This window comes from Peribacillus sp. NPDC097895 (genome assembly GCF_050277555.1).
In the GTDB taxonomy this organism is placed as follows: Bacteria; Bacillota; Bacilli; order Bacillales; family DSM-1321; genus Peribacillus.
This window is the reverse complement of the sequence record NZ_JBNNSH010000001.1, coordinates 941,097-958,112: the sequence shown is the minus strand read 5'-3', so window position 1 is coordinate 958,112 and position 17,016 is coordinate 941,097. Positions and strand designations below refer to the sequence as shown.

Here is a 17,016-nt window from a genome sequence, read left to right as displayed (position 1 = left end):
TTTTTGAAGATTCGGTCATTTTACCTTGCAGCCCTGTTTACCACAGGACTGCAAGAACAGATCAAGAATTCAAATGGCTTTTAATCAGCCAGGCCCCACCTATTACCCCTGCATCATTGCCTAATGTTGCAAGGCTGATTTTCGTTGATTTACCAACCCGTTTGAATGCATACTTTTCAAAAGCCGAACGGACAGTATCAAGCAATATGTCCCCCGCTTGTGAAACGCCCCCTCCAATGACGATTTTATCTGGATTCATGACATTCCCAACATGTGATAGTGCTAGCCCTAAGTAATCGCCTACCTTAGCAACCACAGCTTTGGACAGGGGATCACCTGCCTCTGCGCATTGGAATAGCAATTTGGAAGAAATCGCAATACCTTCGTCGACTTTCTGCTGAAGCATGGACGTTTCAGTGGATGTATTCAAAGCCTTTAAAGCCAAACGAACGATTCCCGTTGCGGAAGCAACCGTTTCCAAACACCCTGTCTTGCCGCAATTACACGGTGCCCCACCGTCCGTTACAACGGTTATATGCCCTATTTCCCCAGCGGCACCACTTGTTCCATGAACGATTTGCCCATTATGGATGATCCCGCCGCCTACACCCGTTCCAAGTGTTACACAAACGAGGTCTTTGGCACCATTACCCGCACCTTTCCACATCTCTCCCAATGCGGCCATATTGGCATCATTATCGATTACCGTAGGAAGGTTAGTCTCCACTTCCAATAAATCTTTTAAAGGATAGTCTTTCCACCCTAGATTAACGGCCTCATAAATGGAACCATTAACAAAATTCACAGGACCTGGTGCCCCCATTCCTATCCCTACTATCTTACTCTTCGGTTCATTAAGTTCAACAAGCTTCGCATCAATCGCTTTGGCAATATTAATCGTAATGAATTTGCCCTTTTCGGAGATGTCCGTGCTGATTTCCCATTTATGAATAATCTCTCCGTATGAATTGATCAGAGCTAGTTTGGTAGTTGTACCGCCTAAATCGACACCCATCAGCCACTTTTCCATCATCTCTCACCTTTTTTATCGACTTTTTTCTGTTTCTCCCTTTCAAGGGACAATTGCTGCCTAATTAAAAGGATCGCCGTTTGATAATCTTTCGTATCCATCATCTGCATACGATTGATTTCCCTGATTTCAGCTTCCATCAGTTCAAGCTCGGCTAAGCGATCACCAATATAGATAAATGTACCGAATCTTTTCAAGTATTGTTGAAGATCATAATATGTTTTCATAATAAGCCTCTTTACTCTTTTCTAAAGGAAAGTATAACGAATCAGCCGCTTTGTAACAAGCGACCATTTCCCCTCTTGATAATTTTCCCCACCACCCTCATACATGTCCAACTCTATTCATATGATGAAATAACAGGATAGTGAACGCCAAATGTGGACTCATTCGATTTGATTTCAAAATTTGAAATAGCCTAATATTTTTAAACCAGTCATCATGCTTTAAAACGGAGGGAAAAAATGAAATTACAATTGAAGTATACCGTTTTTTTAGTCTTACTTACCATATTTTTCATCATTTATTTTTCAAATAATAAACAGGTTGAGGAAACCATCATTTATTTTCCCATCGATTCCTCGCTCCATTTTGACCATGCTTCCACACATCTAATACCAAAGGGAACCGGGGATTCCACCTATACCATCACTTGGAAGGTAAATTCTGCATTAGACCAGCCTGCCTACCTACGTCAAGATGTATCCCTTTTATACAAAAATGGAAAATTGACTGGAGCTTTAAAAAATTGGCGGCAAAATAAACAAGAACTTTCTCAAAAAGCGAAATCTAAAGAAAGTGAAAGTGGACGTTACGAAGCGGTAACATTTCATTATGCAGAGGTTCATCCAAGTGACACCATTTTCACCAGTGCCCAGCAGCTTAGTAAAGATAAACTTTATATAGTAACGACACCATCCTTCCAATATTTCCATCGACCTCTTTCCGAAGAACATAATCAATGGAAAAAAACGCTGGACAGCTTAACCGATCAAACGGTTCAAAACGGTTTGGAGAAAGCCGATCAAGCATTTCACATTAATCTCGATCAGTACAAAATCATTTCATTAACCGACCTTCCATCCAAAAAAAACCAATGGCTTTCTGCCTTCCCGCAATTCAAGCGTGAAGAAGTCGTTGGAAAGCTGTGGGAAGGACTTTATAAAAATTATGTGTTAGGAATAAAAAAGGAGGATGGTTCCACTATGAGTTCACAAGGTAGCACCATCCCCCAATTGCTATTGGCGAAGAATCAAAGTGAAATACTTGTCATGTTTACACTGAAAGACGGTACCCCCATCATGCTACGTCAAAAGCTATAGTCGAGTTTCAATTTCTTTGAGAAGTTTAGTATATGACTTATTCTCCGGGGCAAGCTCAATGGCCTTTTTTGCTTGCTCCTTCGCCTGATCGAATGATTCCAGATTCATGTAGACTAAGGCAAGGTTGTAATGGGCCCCATGTAAATCCGGATTCCTTTCGATTGCTTCTTCATAATAATCCTTAGCTTTGGAGATGTCTTTTTTTTCATAAGATAAATTTCCTAAAATAAAGAGTGATAGGGGTGCGTCAGGTTTTTCCTCCACATATTTGGATAGCATCTCTTCCGCTTTATCTTCTTCTTCATGATCAATATACTTTTGGGCTAGCATGGCCATCGTATTATCATCTATAGCTGCACTGCTCTGATGGTTGAAGCCGAATTGTAGCAGGCATAGGGTCAGAACCGCCGTTCCAATTAAAAAAGCCAACTGACGCAAGAGGTTTTTTGTTTTTGGAAGATGGACCACCCCAGCAGCCAAGAACCCGCCTATCAAACCTCCGATATGTCCTGCATTGTCGATGCCCGAAACACTGAAACCATATATTAAGTTAATGATAATTAACACGATGACCGATGAGCCCATCGAACGCATAAATAATTTCGGATATACAATTCCGAAGTACAAAAGTGCACCAAAACAGCCAAAAATGGCTCCACTCGCTCCTGCTGAAAGATTCGGGGTCAAGATGAAGCTGCCTAGAGTTCCGGCGAAACCAGCAAATATATAAATGAAAAGGAACCTGGCATTACCGTAAATCCTTTCTACTTCAGCACCGATCAAATACAATGAAAATGTATTCATCAGTAAATGAACGAACCCGATATGGACGATCATTGGGGTAAAGAACCTCCACCATTCCCCTTCAATGATATAAGGAGAAAATTTAGCCCCAAACTCAATCAAAGTCTTGGAATTGGTGCTGCCTCCATTAAACTCCATCAGGACAAACACAGCTATTTGTATCGCCATGAATATATATGTAAAGATTGGCTTATTGGCATTTTGAAATACCTTTTGCTCAGCCTTAGCCTTTTTGACTGACTCCGAGATTGCGTCCTTCTTTATTGCGAGAATACTTTCTTCATCTATTTCATCTTCTTGAAGAACCTGAATTGAAAGTGGTTTTTTCAAAACATGCTCAAGCTTTTGCAACGAATCATGAATGGTTTCACAGGTTAGAATAAACGTGTTAACCTTCGTTTTTTTAAAAGAAGCCACCTGCAAACTAAAGTCATAATCATCGACCGGGGCAAATTTACTTACATAGATACTTAATATGTTTATCGGCTTTTTATATAATTTCCTTCTGATCCTTTCCCCATTCTGCAATGTTCGGTCGATATCGCGTTTAAGCCAATTAGCCCAATCCAAATCATGGCGAATGAGTCTGATGACAGGAAATTCCTTATTCTTATCGCTTTCAAGCCAAATCTCCTGATGGTTTTCCGTGACAGTGATCATTCGATAATCATAATGGGCCGACAATTCCCTTACTATCTCCCAAAACAAATAATCCTCTTTAAATCCCAATGCCTTCCCCACTTTCCAATGAATCTTAAGCTTCTAAAAGAATCCTGTTGCTTAACTAAAACTATAGACGAAATCAAGTGAAAAGTAAAAAAGGAGACTGCTTTAATCTCACTTTTCATCGCTTTATAAATAAAAAAGGAACCCCTGAACAGGTTCCTTTTTTTAAGATGCCGGCATCATCATTTGGTCTGACTGAACATGCTTTGCATCATTTTATCCCTGAACATTGGCATATTCAAGGACTTGGTCACTAGAAATCTTCTCAGTATGCCATTGGATAGCGCCACATTTAGCAAGCGGTACCGGTTTTTATATCCTGTAAAAACCACTAAACCAACCAAGAAGATTTGAATAATTAATCGAAGCATAACAATCCCTCCTATCATTAGTGTGATATAAGGACAGGATTTTTATGAGCTAAAAGTGATAATTAACGAACTTCTTCTACTAATGGGCATACGAACGTAAAACCTTAGTTGGGGTAATGAGTTTACCGACTGCCTTATCATGCACCTCTATCGGGAGTTCATCCATTATCTGAAGCTCGTATGCAAGGGCCATTGTAACTCCTCGGTAAAAAGAAAGGTAACGGTCATAATAGCCGCCCCCAAAGCCTAGGCGATACCCATCTCGGGTAAAAGCAAGGCCGGGCACAATCAATACATCCAATTCCTCCTTGTGGGCCATAGCTGTTTCGGATACCGGTTCAAGCAAACCGGAATAAACAGACTCCAGCTGATTGAAGGACGAAATCTTTTTGAATTCCATTGTCCTTTTTTCGGGATCACATTTAGGTACTGCCACTTCTTTGCCCTCACTCCATGCTTGTTCGATGATCCGTACAGTTGGAACTTCAGGCGGAATGGAAATGGTGATGCCAATTGTTTTAGCTTTTTTCCATTCCTCAAGCGAAAATAAGTTTTCAGCTATTCTGTTCGATAGTTCTTCATGGTCCTCTTTGGTCAGCTCCATTAGACGGGATCTGACTTCCTGGCGGAGCATTTTCTTGTTTTCTTTCATCGTTTCCGACTCCTTTGGTCTACTTCTATTATTATCTCATAATATTTGTTCCTTAACGAAAAATACGAAGTGGGAAGTTGCCGAATTATTCCCTGCATGGAAAATAGATACACCAAATGGTGTTCTTGAAAAAGGAAGGAAAGAAAGGATTAAAAAAATGCATAAAAAAAACAACAGGAAAAATCCTGTTGCTTACTTTGTTTCACGGTGAGTCGTGCTGCGTTTTTCTCTTGAGCAGTATTTTTTAAGCTCAAGACGGTCTGGATTGTTACGTTTATTTTTTTTAGAAATATAGTTACGGTCTCCACATTCAGTGCAAGCTAATGTAATATTCACGCGCATGTGTATTTCCCTCCAAACATATTGACTTTTTCACATAGGACTTTTCTATAATAGCATTATTTACTGTGAATTGCTAGTATGTTTTTTGGGAAATCCGACAATATCTTTTTTATTTTTTAACTGGTTACGTTTTGCATCGACAGGAGGAGCTGATTATTGATGACTTTCGCTTCTTCTTTCGTTTCAGCATGAATCGCCCAAGCCACCGCTTCCACACATTCCTTCGGCAAGATTTCCGTCTCTAATGTAAACATGCTGGTGACCTCTCCTTTTGCGAGCGGTGAGTAAGCCAAGAGCCCTTCTTTCAGTGATTTGAAGCATCCCTCTTGATAAAGGCTCCCCTTACCTTGAATGCAATATTGTGAAATGCTTTTCCCTTTTACCAATCCTCCTAATAAGGCAATGGATTGAGGGGCTACATGTAAAATCGCCCGTTCATTCGGACTGTAAAAAGCCACCGCCTGTCTTTCGAAAGCGTTTTCATAGTGAAAAAATAATTTAGGACGCTTAGTCTCAAATGAGGTATTCCTAATCGTGAACTTCGAAAAGGTCACCTGCCCCTGTGTAAAGGTTTGTAATAGTGTCCGTATATCCCCATTAGGATGACTCATCATGTCTTCCTCAGGATACCAATCAAAACTCTCATCCATCCATAACCCAGCCTTCAATCCCTTACGATATAGATCCTGGTTATCCTGAGGCATATATGCGAATAGCGAATTCATATAATCATCCCTTCCCCTTCTTTATTTTTGTATATCTTATCGTTAGGCGCTGACAGCGAAACTATCCACTTTGGAATCTGCACACCATTTCATATGGGTTTATCGATTTGTAATATTCATAATATTTCGTTTTTTCAATTTATTATACCTTTATGTTAGCACTGAATTGGCTGATGGACAATAAACACATTTTGTCGAATTTTATGTAAGTTAGCTACCAAAGGTTTTTTTTCCGTTTTAGTGCTTTTTTTTTTTTTTCTCGGCGATAGTCATGATGCTTTTCGACAATAATTTGACACAAAACAGACAAAAAATGAAGTTAACTGCCGCATAGAAGATATTAAAATATGAAAATCACCATTTTTTTAAAAATATGTGTAAAATATATGTATATGTCGAAATTTATCTTCTGAGGTGAAAACATGGAAACTCTTATCATCCTTCTATTCTCGCTGGCGATCGTCCTTCTTGTCCTTTCCTTTTTCAGAAAAGACAAAGTTGCCAAATTAGAAGAAGATTTAGAACAGATGACCATAACATATATGCAGGATATGTACCAAATAAAAAAGAAAATGAAGATTCTTGAAGAAGAATTCGTTATCCAGGATGACCCTGTTTCTCCTGTAAAAGAAATATTCAAACAACCGCCTGTCACTTCCAATGATATCGAACCGATTCATGAAATTCTAAAAAGCCAGGTTCTATCTTTATATAGTCAAGGCCTTCCTTTGGACCAAATCGCCAAACAATCCTCACTAACAAGGGAACAAACCATTTCTGTCATCGAACAACAAAGATTGCGGGGAAATGAAGATGAATAAAGCAAGCATGCAGGGCCTTTCCGCAGGTATCATCTTTACAACAACAATCTTTGCTGTCTGTTATTATGGTACTGGATTAATCAAAGGTGCCACCCCGACTACAGAAGAAGCAAAGGAATTGCTGGAGAATGAGGGATTTGTCGTATCACTTCCGATGAAGGAAGCTAAACAGACAGTTCAGACTCCAAAGGAAACGGATCAAGAATTAGAGGAAAAAGCACCTTCAAAAAAGGATCTGTCCATCGTTTCCTATACAATCAAAATCAAATCGAATATGACAACATCGGAAATTGCCAGTAGGCTTTCAAAGGAAAAAATCATCGATGATGCTGCTGGGTTTGAAGCATATATGAATGAACATGATTTCTCAAAAAAAATTCAAATCGGCGAATTTGTGGTTACGAATACTATGACATTTAGACAATTGGCCCATACTTTGACCCATTAATAAATAAGAGAGACTTTTTAATGGACGTTGTCCGACCAAAAAGCCTCTCTTTTTTTTCAACTTAGGGATAGGTTCATTCATTCCTGCCAATATATCTCCCTCTTACCAGGAAATAAATATTTTCTGCAATATTCGTTGTATGGTCCGCTGTCCTTTCCAAATATCGGGCAATTAAGGAAAGTTGAGTGACCTGTTGAAGGTTCTTTTCATCTGAAAGGCGAAGAAGATTTCGAATCATATCTCCATAAAAGCGATCAACCTCATCATCCATTTCAATGATTTCTCTCGAAAGAACAACATCTTCCTTCTCAAATGCTTCTATCGAAAGTTGAATCATCTTTAATGTAATATCATGCATCTCCTTTAATGGTGTTAAAGGCAGAATAAATGGTTGGTCACCGATTCGGATGGCTGATTTAGCAATATTCACACCAAAGTCTGCCATCCTTTCAATATCCGATGCGATTTTTATGGCAGCAATGATACGCCTTAAATCAATCGCAACCGGCTGCTGCTTAGCAATCAGTAAAATCGCAAAGTCATTAATTTCCTCTTCCAGTAAATCAGCGATTGTATCATCATCAATAACTTCAAGAGCAGCATCGACATTATTGTTTTCCAGTGCGGCATAAGATTTTGATATCGCCCCTGAAGCTAAATTAGCCAACTTCACGATTTTCTCCTGTAATTCTTTCAACTGAAGCTCAAAATTTTCACGAACGATCATTATCGCATCTCCCTTTCTCTTTAACCGAAGCGTCCGGTAATGTAATCTTCTGTTCTTTTATCATTCGGATTAGAGAAGATGGTGTTTGTATCAGAATATTCGATGACTTCCCCATTTAAGAAGAAGGCTGTTCTATCAGAGATACGTGCTGCTTGCTGCATATTATGGGTAACGATGATGATGCTGAAATCCTTTTTCAGTTCTTGGACCAATTCTTCTATTTTCAAAGTGGATATCGGATCAAGGGCAGATGTCGGTTCATCCATTAATATGACATCTGGTTCGATTGCCAAACATCTGGCAATACAAAGGCGCTGTTGCTGTCCACCTGAAAGTCCATATGCATTTTCATGCAGCCGGTCTTTCACTTCATCCCAGATGGCTGCCCCTTTCAAACTCTTTTCAACGATCTCATCAAGAATTTTTTTATTTTTAATTCCATGGATTTTTGGTCCGTATACAACATTTTCATAAATTGATTTAGGGAAGGGATTAGGCTTTTGGAAAACCATACCAACCTGTGTCCTTAAATCTTCTACCTTGTAAGACTGATCTAAAATATTGCGGTTCCTATATTTAATCTGGCCTGTCGTTTTCACATCCGGGACTAGCTCTATCATTCGGTTCAATGTTTTGATGTAGGTGGATTTCCCACATCCTGAAGGACCGATGATGGCGGTAACTTCATTTTGATGCATATCCAGATTAATATTTTTCAAAGCATGGTTTTCTCCATACCATAAATTAAGATTGGATGTTTCATACACCTTTTCCGTCAAGGCAGCTGATCCGACATTTTCAATCCCGATTGCCGGTGACTCTTTTTCTCTCGTTAAGGTCATATTCATGCTTCCTTCCCCCTATCAGTATCTTTTCTGGAATTTATTTCGAATTATAACCGCTATTGAATTCATGAATATTAACAGGATGAGTAAGACGATGATTCCCGCGGCGGCAACCTGCTGGAATTCCTCCTGCGGACGAGATGTCCAATTATAGATTTGCATCGGCAGCACTGTAAATGTATCCATGAACGATTGCGGTAAAAAGGCGATGAACATTGGTATACCAACCACCACCAATGGAGCCGTTTCACCGATTGCCCGTGACAAAGCAAGTATTCCCCCGGTTAAAATGCCAGGTATCGCAGCCGGAAGGACCACTTTCAATATGGTTTGCCACTTTGTTGCACCCATTCCAAATGAAGCTTCCCTTAAATCACGAGGTACGGCACGTATGGCCTCTTGGGCAGCTACTATGATGACCGGGAGAACGAGCAGGCTCATGGTCAAGCCTGCTGCCAATATGGACCGGTCCAAGGCTAGAGCACGAACGAAAACCGTTAAGCCCAGCAGTCCAAATACTATTGACGGGACACCTGCCAGATTGGAAATATTCACTTTGATAAAAGTGGTAATCCAATTCTTCCTGGCATATTCCTCTAAATAAATGGCCGTTCCAACACCAAGCAGCAGGGAAACTGGAGCCACCACTACCATCAACCATATCGAACCGATCAGTGCTGCTTTTATACCAGCCTCTTCAGGTTTCCTGGAAGCGAAATTCTGAAGGAAATCCCCATTCAAACTGCCAATTCCTTGAGTGAATATCCGATAAAATAAGATGGCCAATACGAGGAGACCAACCAATGTTGCCAAGAAAAATAATCCTTTACAAATCGTGTTAACAGCGAGCCTAGCAGGCATTTTTTTTGCAACATGACTTTTGTTTATCAGTTTCATGACTTAATATTCCTCCCTGAACTTGCGAGAGATGAACTGCGCCAGTAAATTCATGACAAGCGTAAAGACGAACAGTGTCATTCCAACCGCATATATGCTGTAGTAAATCGTTGTCCCGTACCCTGCATCCCCCGAGCTGACCTGTACAATATAAGCCGTCATCGTTTGAATCGATGAAGTGACATCCATGCTCATATTTGGGGTCGAGCCACCGGCAACGCTCACAATCATGGTTTCCCCGATCGCTCTGGATAAAGCAAGTACGATGGATGCCACAATTCCTGAAATGGCTGCCGGCAATACCACTTTAATTGTCGTTTCGAGTTTCGTTGCTCCTAAAGCATACGCACCTTCGCGAATCGACTTTGGTACCGATACAAGGGCATCTTCCGACAATGAGGCTATCATCGGCATGATCATGATACCTACAACGATCCCAGGACTTAGTGCATTGAACATGTCAAGGGAAGGAAATAAATCCCGCAAAACCGGCGTTACAAAAGTTAAGGCAAAAAAGCCGTAAACGATAGTAGGAATCCCAGCTAAAACCTCTAAAATCGGCTTGATGATTCTCCGTGTTTTCTCTGATGCATATTCACTCAAGAAAATGGCTGTTGCAAGCCCTACTGGAACTGCAACCACCGCTGCTATAACTGTTATCTTCAACGTTCCAACGATAAGGGGCATAATTCCGTAGGAAGGTGCAGATGCAAATGGCAGCCATTTAGCTTCTGTAAAAAATTCCACGATAGATACTCTGTCAAAAAAGATAAATGTTTCAAATATAAGCGTCAAGATGATCCCTATTGTAGTAAAGACGGAAATTGCCGCCGTAAGGAACAGAAGCTTAGGTATGATTTTTTCCATATTCATTTTTTTCTTACTTTTCTTTTCCAGGATCATTTCCTGGACAGAATAGGTTTCTGTTTTTCTAAGTTCCAACTTGCATCCTCCATTTCAGACACACAATATTTGGATTTACAAGCTGTTACCCCCGCCTTAATATAGACAAGGCGGGATTTCAGTAGCCTGTAATATCGTTTATTTTTCCAGTTCTTTTAATTTATCAAGATCTTTCTGGTACTCTTCTTCCGGCAGGCTGACATAACCCACTTCTTCAGCAAGCTCTCCTGCATTTTCAATGACGAATTGAGTATAATCTGCAACTTGTTCTTTTTCTGCTACCGACTTATTAGCTACATATGTGTAAAGCGGACGTGACAATGGTGCATACTCCCCACTTTTAATCGTTTCATGTGTTGGCTCAACAGCCCCTTTTCCGTTGTCGATGGAAATGATCTTTAACTTATCTTTATTTTCTGCATAGTAGGCATAACCGAAGAATCCAATCGCATTTTTATCACCTTCTACACCTTGTACAAGAACATTATCATCTTCTGAAAGCGTCGCATTTTCCACCATAGGTTTTTCTTCAAGGACCACTTCATTGAAATAATCATATGTGCCTGAATCGGTTCCCGGAGAGTAGAATTTAATTTCTTCCTTCGGCCATTCAGGACGTATATCAGACCATTTCTTCACTTTTCCATTATCAACCCACAGTTTTTGAAGTTCTTCAACTGTTAGTGAATCGATGAATTCATTATCTTTATTGGCGACGATTGAAATACCGTCAAAAGCCAATTTCAATTCTGTATATTTAACTCCCTTTTCATCAAGTAAGGCACTTTCTTCTTCTTTGACCGGGCGGGATGCATTGGCTAGGTCCGTATCACCAGCGATGAATTTCTTGAATCCCCCACCTGTTCCTGACGATCCCACTGAAACCTTCACATCAGGCTGTGCACCCATATATTCTTCGGCAACTGCCTCCATGATTGGAAAGACCGTTGAAGAACCATCCGTAATTACTTCTCCCTGCAGTTGACCTGATCCTTTTCCTTCACTGCCGCTTGTCTTAGTGTCATCGGATCCACAACCCGCCGCTACTGCAATTACTCCACCCATCACTACAGTCATTGCCATGCCTTTGAAACGTTTCATTTGTAAATCCCCCTAAGAATTTTATATGAATTTTGTCCTACACCCAAATCATACTTTTAGACTGTAAACCCCGTTTGAAGCGAATGTAAATGTTCAGTAAATAATTGTGTACTAATTGTAAAGATGAAAGAATTGGACTGCTCTCGTTTTTAAAAATGCAAAAAAACACGTTTTCGGTTTTACCCAAAAACGTGTTTTAACTTTTTATTCATTTTCCTGGCTTTTTCTAACTTCAGCCTGGTCCTTTTGAACTTCTTTACCATTCTCCACTTTCAAATCAGTCGAGGTTTCGGTATTTTCCTTCTTAGCCCGTTCTTTTTTCAGTTTGAAATAAGTATCCATGATTTCTTCACCTATTTCTTTACTCATATCATGGCCCGAATGGCCCTGATACGCCCACGGAACAACAACAGCAAAAGCAACTTCCGGATTTTTAGCAGGTGCATAACCGACCATTGTGATATTCATCGTATCTTGAGGTTCGCTATAATCCGCTCGGTTCGGGCCATCATAGAACGCTTGCGCCGTCCCAGTTTTAGCCGCTACCGTATATGGTTTGTTACCAAAAAACCTATATGCTGTTCCGCCTTGTTCCATTGAAACTTTCTCAAAACCGCTCTGCACACGTTCAATCCATTCTTCCTTCATTTCAAGTCGATTAAGGACAGTCGGTGAAACATCTTCGGCAACGGGACCTAATTCCTCGTTATTGTCAACTGGATCGCGGATTTCCTTAACCATATGCGGCTTCATTCGGTTACCGCCATTCGCAATGGATGATACATATTGCGCAAGCTGCATCGGTGTGTACGTATCATACTGTCCGATTGCAAGGTCAAGCAGCTTACCTGGAGATGTTTCGGAACCTTTGAATCCACTCATTTCATTCGGGAGATCGATCCCCGTGCGGACACCCAAGCCAAACTGGGCAAATGAATTCCGCATCGTAGAAAAGGCGCTTGAACTAATATTCAAAGGTTCATTCGGCACATAATGCGCACCCGCAATATTAATGGCCGTTCTGAACATATAAACGTTGGAAGATACTTTTAAGGCGGTTAAATCATTAATGTTCCCAAAATTACTATATGAACCTTTAGCGGGGGTACCTTTGATTTTCAACTTCGTATCATAAAAGTATGTACCCGGCTGGATTGCCCCTTGTTGATAACCGGTTAATACCGTAGCACCCTTCACTGCAGAACCCATCGTATAAGAAGTCGTGATATTACCTAATGCAAAGTCCTCAATGGAAGATTTGCCCGTTTCAGGGTCCTTCTCATATTTCTTACCGGCCATCGTTAAAACTTCCCCTGTATCTGGGTCCATCATGACGACAAAAGCTCTATCCAAGAATTTAGTGTTCCCCATTTTCTTCTTGGCAATCAATTGCTTTTCAATGATTTCTTCCGTTGCAAGCTGTAAATCCATATCAACTGTCAATATAAGATCTTTTCCTCGCGAACCTTCAGTAATCACTTCGGAATCAACCACATTTCCTGATTTATCGGTCACATTCTTTACTTTCGCTTTCTGCCCTTGTAGGATATCTTCATATTGCGCCTCAATATAACTCTTACCTACACGGTCATTCCGGCTGTAATCACGTGCAAGGTAGTAATTCAGGCTTTCACTAGGCAATCCTTCTTCAGATGAGGAAACTTTACCCAATACAGATTTAAGTGTTTTATTATACGTATAAAAACGATCCCAATCCGTTGATATATCGACCCCAGGAAGCGAATCAAGGTTTTCACTCACCCTGGCGAATTCTTCTTTCGATACTTTCTTGTTTTTCACGATCTGCGGAGTAAGGGCATACCCGCTTGCAAACTCCCTATAAATAGCAAGAGTCTCCATATCCTTTTCCGAAAGTTTTATTTCATCCGCCGTAATCCTTTCGAGCTGAAGCTTATACAAATCACTTTCTTCCATCTCGCCCTGTTCGACTTGTTTTCGCTCTTTATCCGTAATCTTTTTCTCGGCCAATTTTGGATTATTCAATATCCAAAAATCCTTTTTATCGCGCTCAGTCACTTTATCAGTGTCTTTTTCAATCAATTTTGCGAGTTTCTCAGCCGTTTCCACCATTTCTGCTTGTTTCGTACCTTGCTTTCGTGTATATGTAATTGCATCCAGTGGTTGGTTGTCGACCATCAGTTTTAAATTCCGGTCATACATTTTCCCACGGGGCACCGAATTATTCACGGTCACTTCCTCTGTTCTTTCAATCTCACGCCGGTAATCATCACCATATACAATCTGTACAACACCCAAGCGTAAAATTAAAGCGGAAAACAAAACAAACACTAAAAAGAAAAGAATATTCAATCTGAAAGGCACATGCGTCTTTTTCTTTTTCTTTTTATTCACACTAAGCCACACATCCTTTTTACATAGTCATAATAGTCCTATACTATTCTATAGAACATTTATATTTTTTTCTACCTTAGTGTTCTAGAAATATTAAACATCTAACGAACTTTCCATAAAAAGTGACTTACGGCTCATAACATACATAAACGCAAGTCATCGAAATTGAAAAGAGGCCTCTAAGGCCTCTATTTTAAACTTGATCATTGATATCGATTTTCCGTACAAACCAATATATCACGGTATGCCCCGCCCCGACGATCAACAGATAAAACGGCAGCATTTGCTTTAGGTCGAATAAAAGGACGGACAGAATGAATCCCGATATTGATACAATCCTTCCAAAATGAACGAAAAGCTCCCTGACTACGATATATTCAATCCTCATTTCTGCTGCTTTCCAAGCGCGGCCTATAATGTCATAAGTCAATGATATATAGGGAACCAAAAGAATCGGATAGGCAGTTGCCACCATCGCCCCATATATGAGAAGCTTTCCGAAAGTGATATCAAATGCAATCAATAAGACCCCTGCATACAACAGGATTCCTCCAATAAGAATCGCCTTTTTTCGCATCGGCTGTTTTATATAACGAGAAGCAAGATAATACGCAACGAATGAAATGGCTGAATTTAATAGACCGTAGCTCCCTAAAGCAAGCTCACTATCAGTCTGAATGAAAACGATAATCGAAATGATGAACATGAATGTACCCTCTCGTATCCCTTGAAAAAAGTGTGCACGAGTGATTAAGAGCCAATTCCGATTGTTTTTACGTTCTTTCAATATCCGAAGGAAAAAGTATTTCCCATGAGCTGGACGCCTTTTTAATGAAAAGCTAAGAAACACGGCAACGGAAAACAAGAGCAAAGACAACCCGAATACAATGGAATAACCTGTGAATTTTTCAAGCCTCGAAATGATGAACCCTGAAAGAATCGGACCAACCATCCCCCCAAGGGATGATAAAATCCCTAAAAAACCATTGAAGAAGTCTCTTGTTTCAGGTTCCGTAATCTCAAACGTCAATACATTATAAGCAAGCCAATAAAACCCATAGCCCATTCCTAACAGTGCACCAAGCAGCCAAAGGAAATCAGTCGCCCGCGTGCCGACCAAAAGGACAGATAAATAAAATAGGGCCAAAAAGATAACACCTAGACGCAAAACAATGATTCGATCCACTTTTTTCGCCAGCCTGCCTGCAAAAACAAAGGTTAGCGGTTGAAAAAGCACAACGGTTAGATTATATACGGCAATATCAACAATTTGACCGGATTGTTTCCACAAGTACACATTAACAAATGTATTGGATAAAGCAATGCTTAAACTGTACAGGCCGCCAATAAACAAAAGGAGGTGCAGATCCTTCTTCCCTCCCGCTTCACCCAACCATCTCTCTAAAATACCCATTGTTTTAACTCTCCTTTAAATTCCACTCTAGTGTTTGAAAAAACAAGGAGATTTATGTAAAAAAAAGTAAAGAAAACTCTTCGATTGACGAAGACGAAGTCGGAGTCAGAGAAGTAGTTGCACTTATACTGTTTTCCTCTAAAGGTCTAACTGCATGTTCCCCTCCTTCATCAGAACAGTATAAAGAAAACTCTTCGATTGACGAAGACGAAGTCGGAGTCAGAGAAGTAGTTGCACCTATACTGTTTTCCTTTTAGATTCTTCCACTCCGAAACAGTATAAAGAAAACTCTTTGATTGGCGGAGACGAAGTCGAAGACAGAGAAGACAGAGAAGTAGTTGCACTTATACTGTTTTCCTTTTAGATTCTTCCACTCCGAAACAGTATAAAGAAAACTCTTCGATTGACGAAGACGAAGTCGGAGTCAGAGAAGTAGTTGCACTTATACTGTTTTCCTTTTAGATTCTTCCACTCCGAAACAGTATAAAGAAAACTCTTTGATTGGCGAAGACGAAGTCGGAGACAGAGAAGTAGTTGCACTTATACTGTTTTCCTCTAAAGGTCTAACCCCATGTTCCCCTCCTTCATCAGAACAGTATAAAGAAAACTCTTCGACTGACGAGATGAGAGCGATGTTCATGAATTCGAGGAGATTTCCCTCCTAAATTGGAGTGTTTACTCGTGAATTAGTGCATTACCCGTGAACTTACAGCGTTTACTCGTAATTTCCTTTCACTTCTTTTGGCGAAACAGCGTTACGTGTTGCCCCTAAATTGTTTTTCTTTAATGTTCCTGTTCGGGTAAAAGAAACAAAAAAAGACAGGATTCCTTTTCACAAAAGGAATCCTGTCTTTTTTTATTACTAATTATTTTGCAGCGCTGAAACGTTTTGCAACTTCATCCCAGTTTACAACATTCCAGAAAGAATTGATGTATTCAGGACGACGGTTTTGGTAGTTTAGGTAGTAAGCATGTTCCCAAACGTCTAATCCAAGAAGTGGAGTTTTACCTTCTGATAATGGATTGTCTTGGTTTGGTGTACTTGTTACTTCCAACTCGCCATTGTTGACTGCAAGCCAAGCCCAGCCAGATCCAAAACGAGTAGTAGCCGCTTTAGCGAACTCTTCTTTGAAGCTGTCAAAGCTGCCGAATTTTGAAGTGATAGCATCCGCTAATTCGCCAGTTGGTTGTCCGCCACCGTTTGGTGAAAGGATTTCCCAGAATAATGTGTGGTTAGCATGACCGCCACCATTGTTGCGGACAGCAGTACGAACAGCTTCAGGCACTGCATCAAGGTTAGCGACAATTTCTTCAACGCTTTTGCTTAGAAGTTCTTGATTGCCTTCCAGAGCATTGTTCAAGTTTGTCACATATGTGTTGTGATGTTTAGTGTGGTGAATGTTCATTGTTTCTTTGTCAATGTGTGGTTCTAATGCATCGTATGCATACGGTAATTGTGGAAGTTCAAAAGCCATAATAAAATTCCTCCCTATGTAAGCTGTTTTTTTTGAGGGC

At 40.3% G+C, this 17,016-nt stretch carries 18 protein-coding genes; 3 read left to right on the top strand and 15 right to left on the bottom strand.

All coding sequences use genetic code 11. The features are described 5' to 3' along the window. Positions 1 to 61: 61 nt before the first annotated feature. Both ACQKMH_RS04550 and ACQKMH_RS04545 read right to left on the bottom strand, forming a co-directional pair. Positions 62 to 1,033 carry an ROK family glucokinase gene (locus ACQKMH_RS04550; RefSeq protein ID WP_427586269.1) on the bottom strand — a complete coding sequence of 324 codons (972 nt, stop codon included), beginning with the start codon at positions 1,031 to 1,033 and terminating at the stop codon, positions 62 to 64. Further along, positions 1,030 to 1,257, bottom strand: coding sequence for a YqgQ family protein (locus ACQKMH_RS04545; protein ID WP_427586268.1), 228 nt, complete (start codon positions 1,255 to 1,257; stop codon positions 1,030 to 1,032). The genes ACQKMH_RS04550 and ACQKMH_RS04545 overlap by 4 nt, the downstream gene beginning before the upstream one ends. Positions 1,258 to 1,494: 237 nt before the next feature. Here ACQKMH_RS04545 and ACQKMH_RS04540 point away from each other — a divergent pair, with 237 nt between their 5' ends. Continuing rightward, a complete protein-coding gene (locus ACQKMH_RS04540) occupies positions 1,495 to 2,352 on the top strand; it encodes a hypothetical protein (protein WP_427586267.1) in 858 nt (285 codons plus the stop codon). On the opposite strand, the gene ACQKMH_RS04535 is transcribed toward ACQKMH_RS04540, so the two are convergent. The 5 genes from ACQKMH_RS04535 to ACQKMH_RS04515 form a co-directional block, all read right to left on the bottom strand. Further along, positions 2,347 to 3,885: a rhomboid family intramembrane serine protease gene (locus tag ACQKMH_RS04535; protein WP_427586266.1), complete on the bottom strand. Its 1,539-nt coding sequence runs from the start codon at positions 3,883 to 3,885 to the stop codon at positions 2,347 to 2,349. The genes ACQKMH_RS04540 and ACQKMH_RS04535 overlap by 6 nt on opposite strands. A 179-nt stretch (positions 3,886 to 4,064) precedes the next feature. Next, positions 4,065 to 4,253, bottom strand: a complete 189-nt coding sequence (locus ACQKMH_RS04530) for a hypothetical protein (RefSeq protein WP_427586265.1) — start codon at positions 4,251 to 4,253, stop codon at positions 4,065 to 4,067. A gap of 79 nt (positions 4,254 to 4,332) precedes the next feature. Beyond that, complete coding sequence (locus tag ACQKMH_RS04525; RefSeq protein ID WP_427586264.1) at positions 4,333 to 4,905, bottom strand: 5-formyltetrahydrofolate cyclo-ligase; 573 nt, start codon at positions 4,903 to 4,905, stop codon at positions 4,333 to 4,335. 192 nt (positions 4,906 to 5,097) lie between these two features. After that, positions 5,098 to 5,247 (bottom strand): 50S ribosomal protein L33, encoded by a 150-nt coding sequence (gene rpmG, locus ACQKMH_RS04520; RefSeq protein ID WP_028391797.1) that lies wholly within the window; start codon positions 5,245 to 5,247, stop codon positions 5,098 to 5,100. Positions 5,248 to 5,363: 116 nt separating this feature from the next. Continuing rightward, positions 5,364 to 5,972 (bottom strand): hypothetical protein, encoded by a 609-nt coding sequence (locus tag ACQKMH_RS04515; RefSeq protein ID WP_427586263.1) that lies wholly within the window; start codon positions 5,970 to 5,972, stop codon positions 5,364 to 5,366. 422 nt (positions 5,973 to 6,394) lie between these two features. Here ACQKMH_RS04515 and ACQKMH_RS04510 point away from each other — a divergent pair, with 422 nt between their 5' ends. Continuing rightward, the gene (locus ACQKMH_RS04510) at positions 6,395 to 6,793 is read left to right on the top strand and encodes a hypothetical protein (protein WP_427586262.1); all 399 of its coding nucleotides are present in this window, start codon (positions 6,395 to 6,397) and stop codon (positions 6,791 to 6,793) included. Further along, positions 6,786 to 7,241 (top strand): hypothetical protein, encoded by a 456-nt coding sequence (locus ACQKMH_RS04505; RefSeq protein ID WP_427586261.1) that lies wholly within the window; start codon positions 6,786 to 6,788, stop codon positions 7,239 to 7,241. The genes ACQKMH_RS04510 and ACQKMH_RS04505 overlap by 8 nt, the downstream gene beginning before the upstream one ends. Positions 7,242 to 7,314: 73 nt before the next feature. On the opposite strand, the gene phoU is transcribed toward ACQKMH_RS04505, so the two are convergent. From phoU to sodA, 8 genes are all read right to left on the bottom strand, one after another. Beyond that, positions 7,315 to 7,968 carry a phosphate signaling complex protein PhoU gene (gene phoU, locus ACQKMH_RS04500; RefSeq protein WP_427586260.1) on the bottom strand — a complete coding sequence of 218 codons (654 nt, stop codon included), beginning with the start codon at positions 7,966 to 7,968 and terminating at the stop codon, positions 7,315 to 7,317. Positions 7,969 to 7,988: 20 nt separating this feature from the next. Next, entirely contained in the window at positions 7,989 to 8,816 is an 828-nt protein-coding gene (pstB, locus tag ACQKMH_RS04495) for a phosphate ABC transporter ATP-binding protein PstB (RefSeq protein WP_137016281.1), read from the bottom strand. Positions 8,817 to 8,831: 15 nt separating this feature from the next. After that, positions 8,832 to 9,710 (bottom strand): phosphate ABC transporter permease PstA, encoded by an 879-nt coding sequence (gene pstA, locus ACQKMH_RS04490; RefSeq protein ID WP_230162851.1) that lies wholly within the window; start codon positions 9,708 to 9,710, stop codon positions 8,832 to 8,834. 3 nt (positions 9,711 to 9,713) lie between these two features. Then, positions 9,714 to 10,613 (bottom strand): phosphate ABC transporter permease subunit PstC, encoded by a 900-nt coding sequence (gene pstC / locus ACQKMH_RS04485; protein ID WP_427587507.1) that lies wholly within the window; start codon positions 10,611 to 10,613, stop codon positions 9,714 to 9,716. Positions 10,614 to 10,751: 138 nt separating this feature from the next. Then, on the bottom strand, positions 10,752 to 11,714 hold the full coding sequence (locus tag ACQKMH_RS04480) for a PstS family phosphate ABC transporter substrate-binding protein (protein WP_427586259.1): 963 nt from the start codon (positions 11,712 to 11,714) through the stop codon (positions 10,752 to 10,754). A 204-nt stretch (positions 11,715 to 11,918) separates the two neighbouring features. Then, the gene (locus tag ACQKMH_RS04475) at positions 11,919 to 14,087 is read right to left on the bottom strand and encodes a peptidoglycan D,D-transpeptidase FtsI family protein (protein WP_427586258.1); all 2,169 of its coding nucleotides are present in this window, start codon (positions 14,085 to 14,087) and stop codon (positions 11,919 to 11,921) included. 193 nt (positions 14,088 to 14,280) lie between these two features. Further along, positions 14,281 to 15,501, bottom strand: a complete 1,221-nt coding sequence (locus ACQKMH_RS04470; RefSeq protein WP_427586257.1) for an MFS transporter — start codon at positions 15,499 to 15,501, stop codon at positions 14,281 to 14,283. Positions 15,502 to 16,367: 866 nt separating this feature from the next. Next, positions 16,368 to 16,976 (bottom strand): superoxide dismutase SodA, encoded by a 609-nt coding sequence (sodA, locus tag ACQKMH_RS04465; protein ID WP_427586256.1) that lies wholly within the window; start codon positions 16,974 to 16,976, stop codon positions 16,368 to 16,370. Positions 16,977 to 17,016 lie beyond the last annotated feature (40 nt).

Bases quoted from the DNA above. Each gene is read 5' to 3' on its own strand.
- ACQKMH_RS04550 (WP_427586269.1), bottom strand. From the start codon at position 1,033: ATGATGGAAAAGTGGCTGATGGGTGTCGATTTAGGCGGTACAACTACC.
- ACQKMH_RS04545 (WP_427586268.1), bottom strand. From the start codon at position 1,257: ATGAAAACATATTATGATCTTCAACAATACTTGAAAAGATTCGGTACA.
- ACQKMH_RS04540 (WP_427586267.1), top strand. From the start codon at position 1,495: ATGAAATTACAATTGAAGTATACCGTTTTTTTAGTCTTACTTACCATA.
- ACQKMH_RS04530 (WP_427586265.1), bottom strand. From the start codon at position 4,253: ATGCTTCGATTAATTATTCAAATCTTCTTGGTTGGTTTAGTGGTTTTT.
- ACQKMH_RS04525 (WP_427586264.1), bottom strand. From the start codon at position 4,905: ATGAAAGAAAACAAGAAAATGCTCCGCCAGGAAGTCAGATCCCGTCTA.
- rpmG (WP_028391797.1), bottom strand. From the start codon at position 5,247: ATGCGCGTGAATATTACATTAGCTTGCACTGAATGTGGAGACCGTAAC.
- ACQKMH_RS04515 (WP_427586263.1), bottom strand. From the start codon at position 5,972: ATGAATTCGCTATTCGCATATATGCCTCAGGATAACCAGGATCTATAT.
- ACQKMH_RS04510 (WP_427586262.1), top strand. From the start codon at position 6,395: ATGGAAACTCTTATCATCCTTCTATTCTCGCTGGCGATCGTCCTTCTT.
- ACQKMH_RS04505 (WP_427586261.1), top strand. From the start codon at position 6,786: ATGAATAAAGCAAGCATGCAGGGCCTTTCCGCAGGTATCATCTTTACA.
- phoU (WP_427586260.1), bottom strand. From the start codon at position 7,968: ATGATCGTTCGTGAAAATTTTGAGCTTCAGTTGAAAGAATTACAGGAG.
- pstB (WP_137016281.1), bottom strand. From the start codon at position 8,816: ATGAATATGACCTTAACGAGAGAAAAAGAGTCACCGGCAATCGGGATT.
- pstA (WP_230162851.1), bottom strand. From the start codon at position 9,710: ATGAAACTGATAAACAAAAGTCATGTTGCAAAAAAAATGCCTGCTAGG.
- pstC (WP_427587507.1), bottom strand. From the start codon at position 10,613: ATGATCCTGGAAAAGAAAAGTAAGAAAAAAATGAATATGGAAAAAATC.
- ACQKMH_RS04480 (WP_427586259.1), bottom strand. From the start codon at position 11,714: ATGAAACGTTTCAAAGGCATGGCAATGACTGTAGTGATGGGTGGAGTA.
- ACQKMH_RS04470 (WP_427586257.1), bottom strand. From the start codon at position 15,501: ATGGGTATTTTAGAGAGATGGTTGGGTGAAGCGGGAGGGAAGAAGGAT.
- sodA (WP_427586256.1), bottom strand. From the start codon at position 16,976: ATGGCTTTTGAACTTCCACAATTACCGTATGCATACGATGCATTAGAA.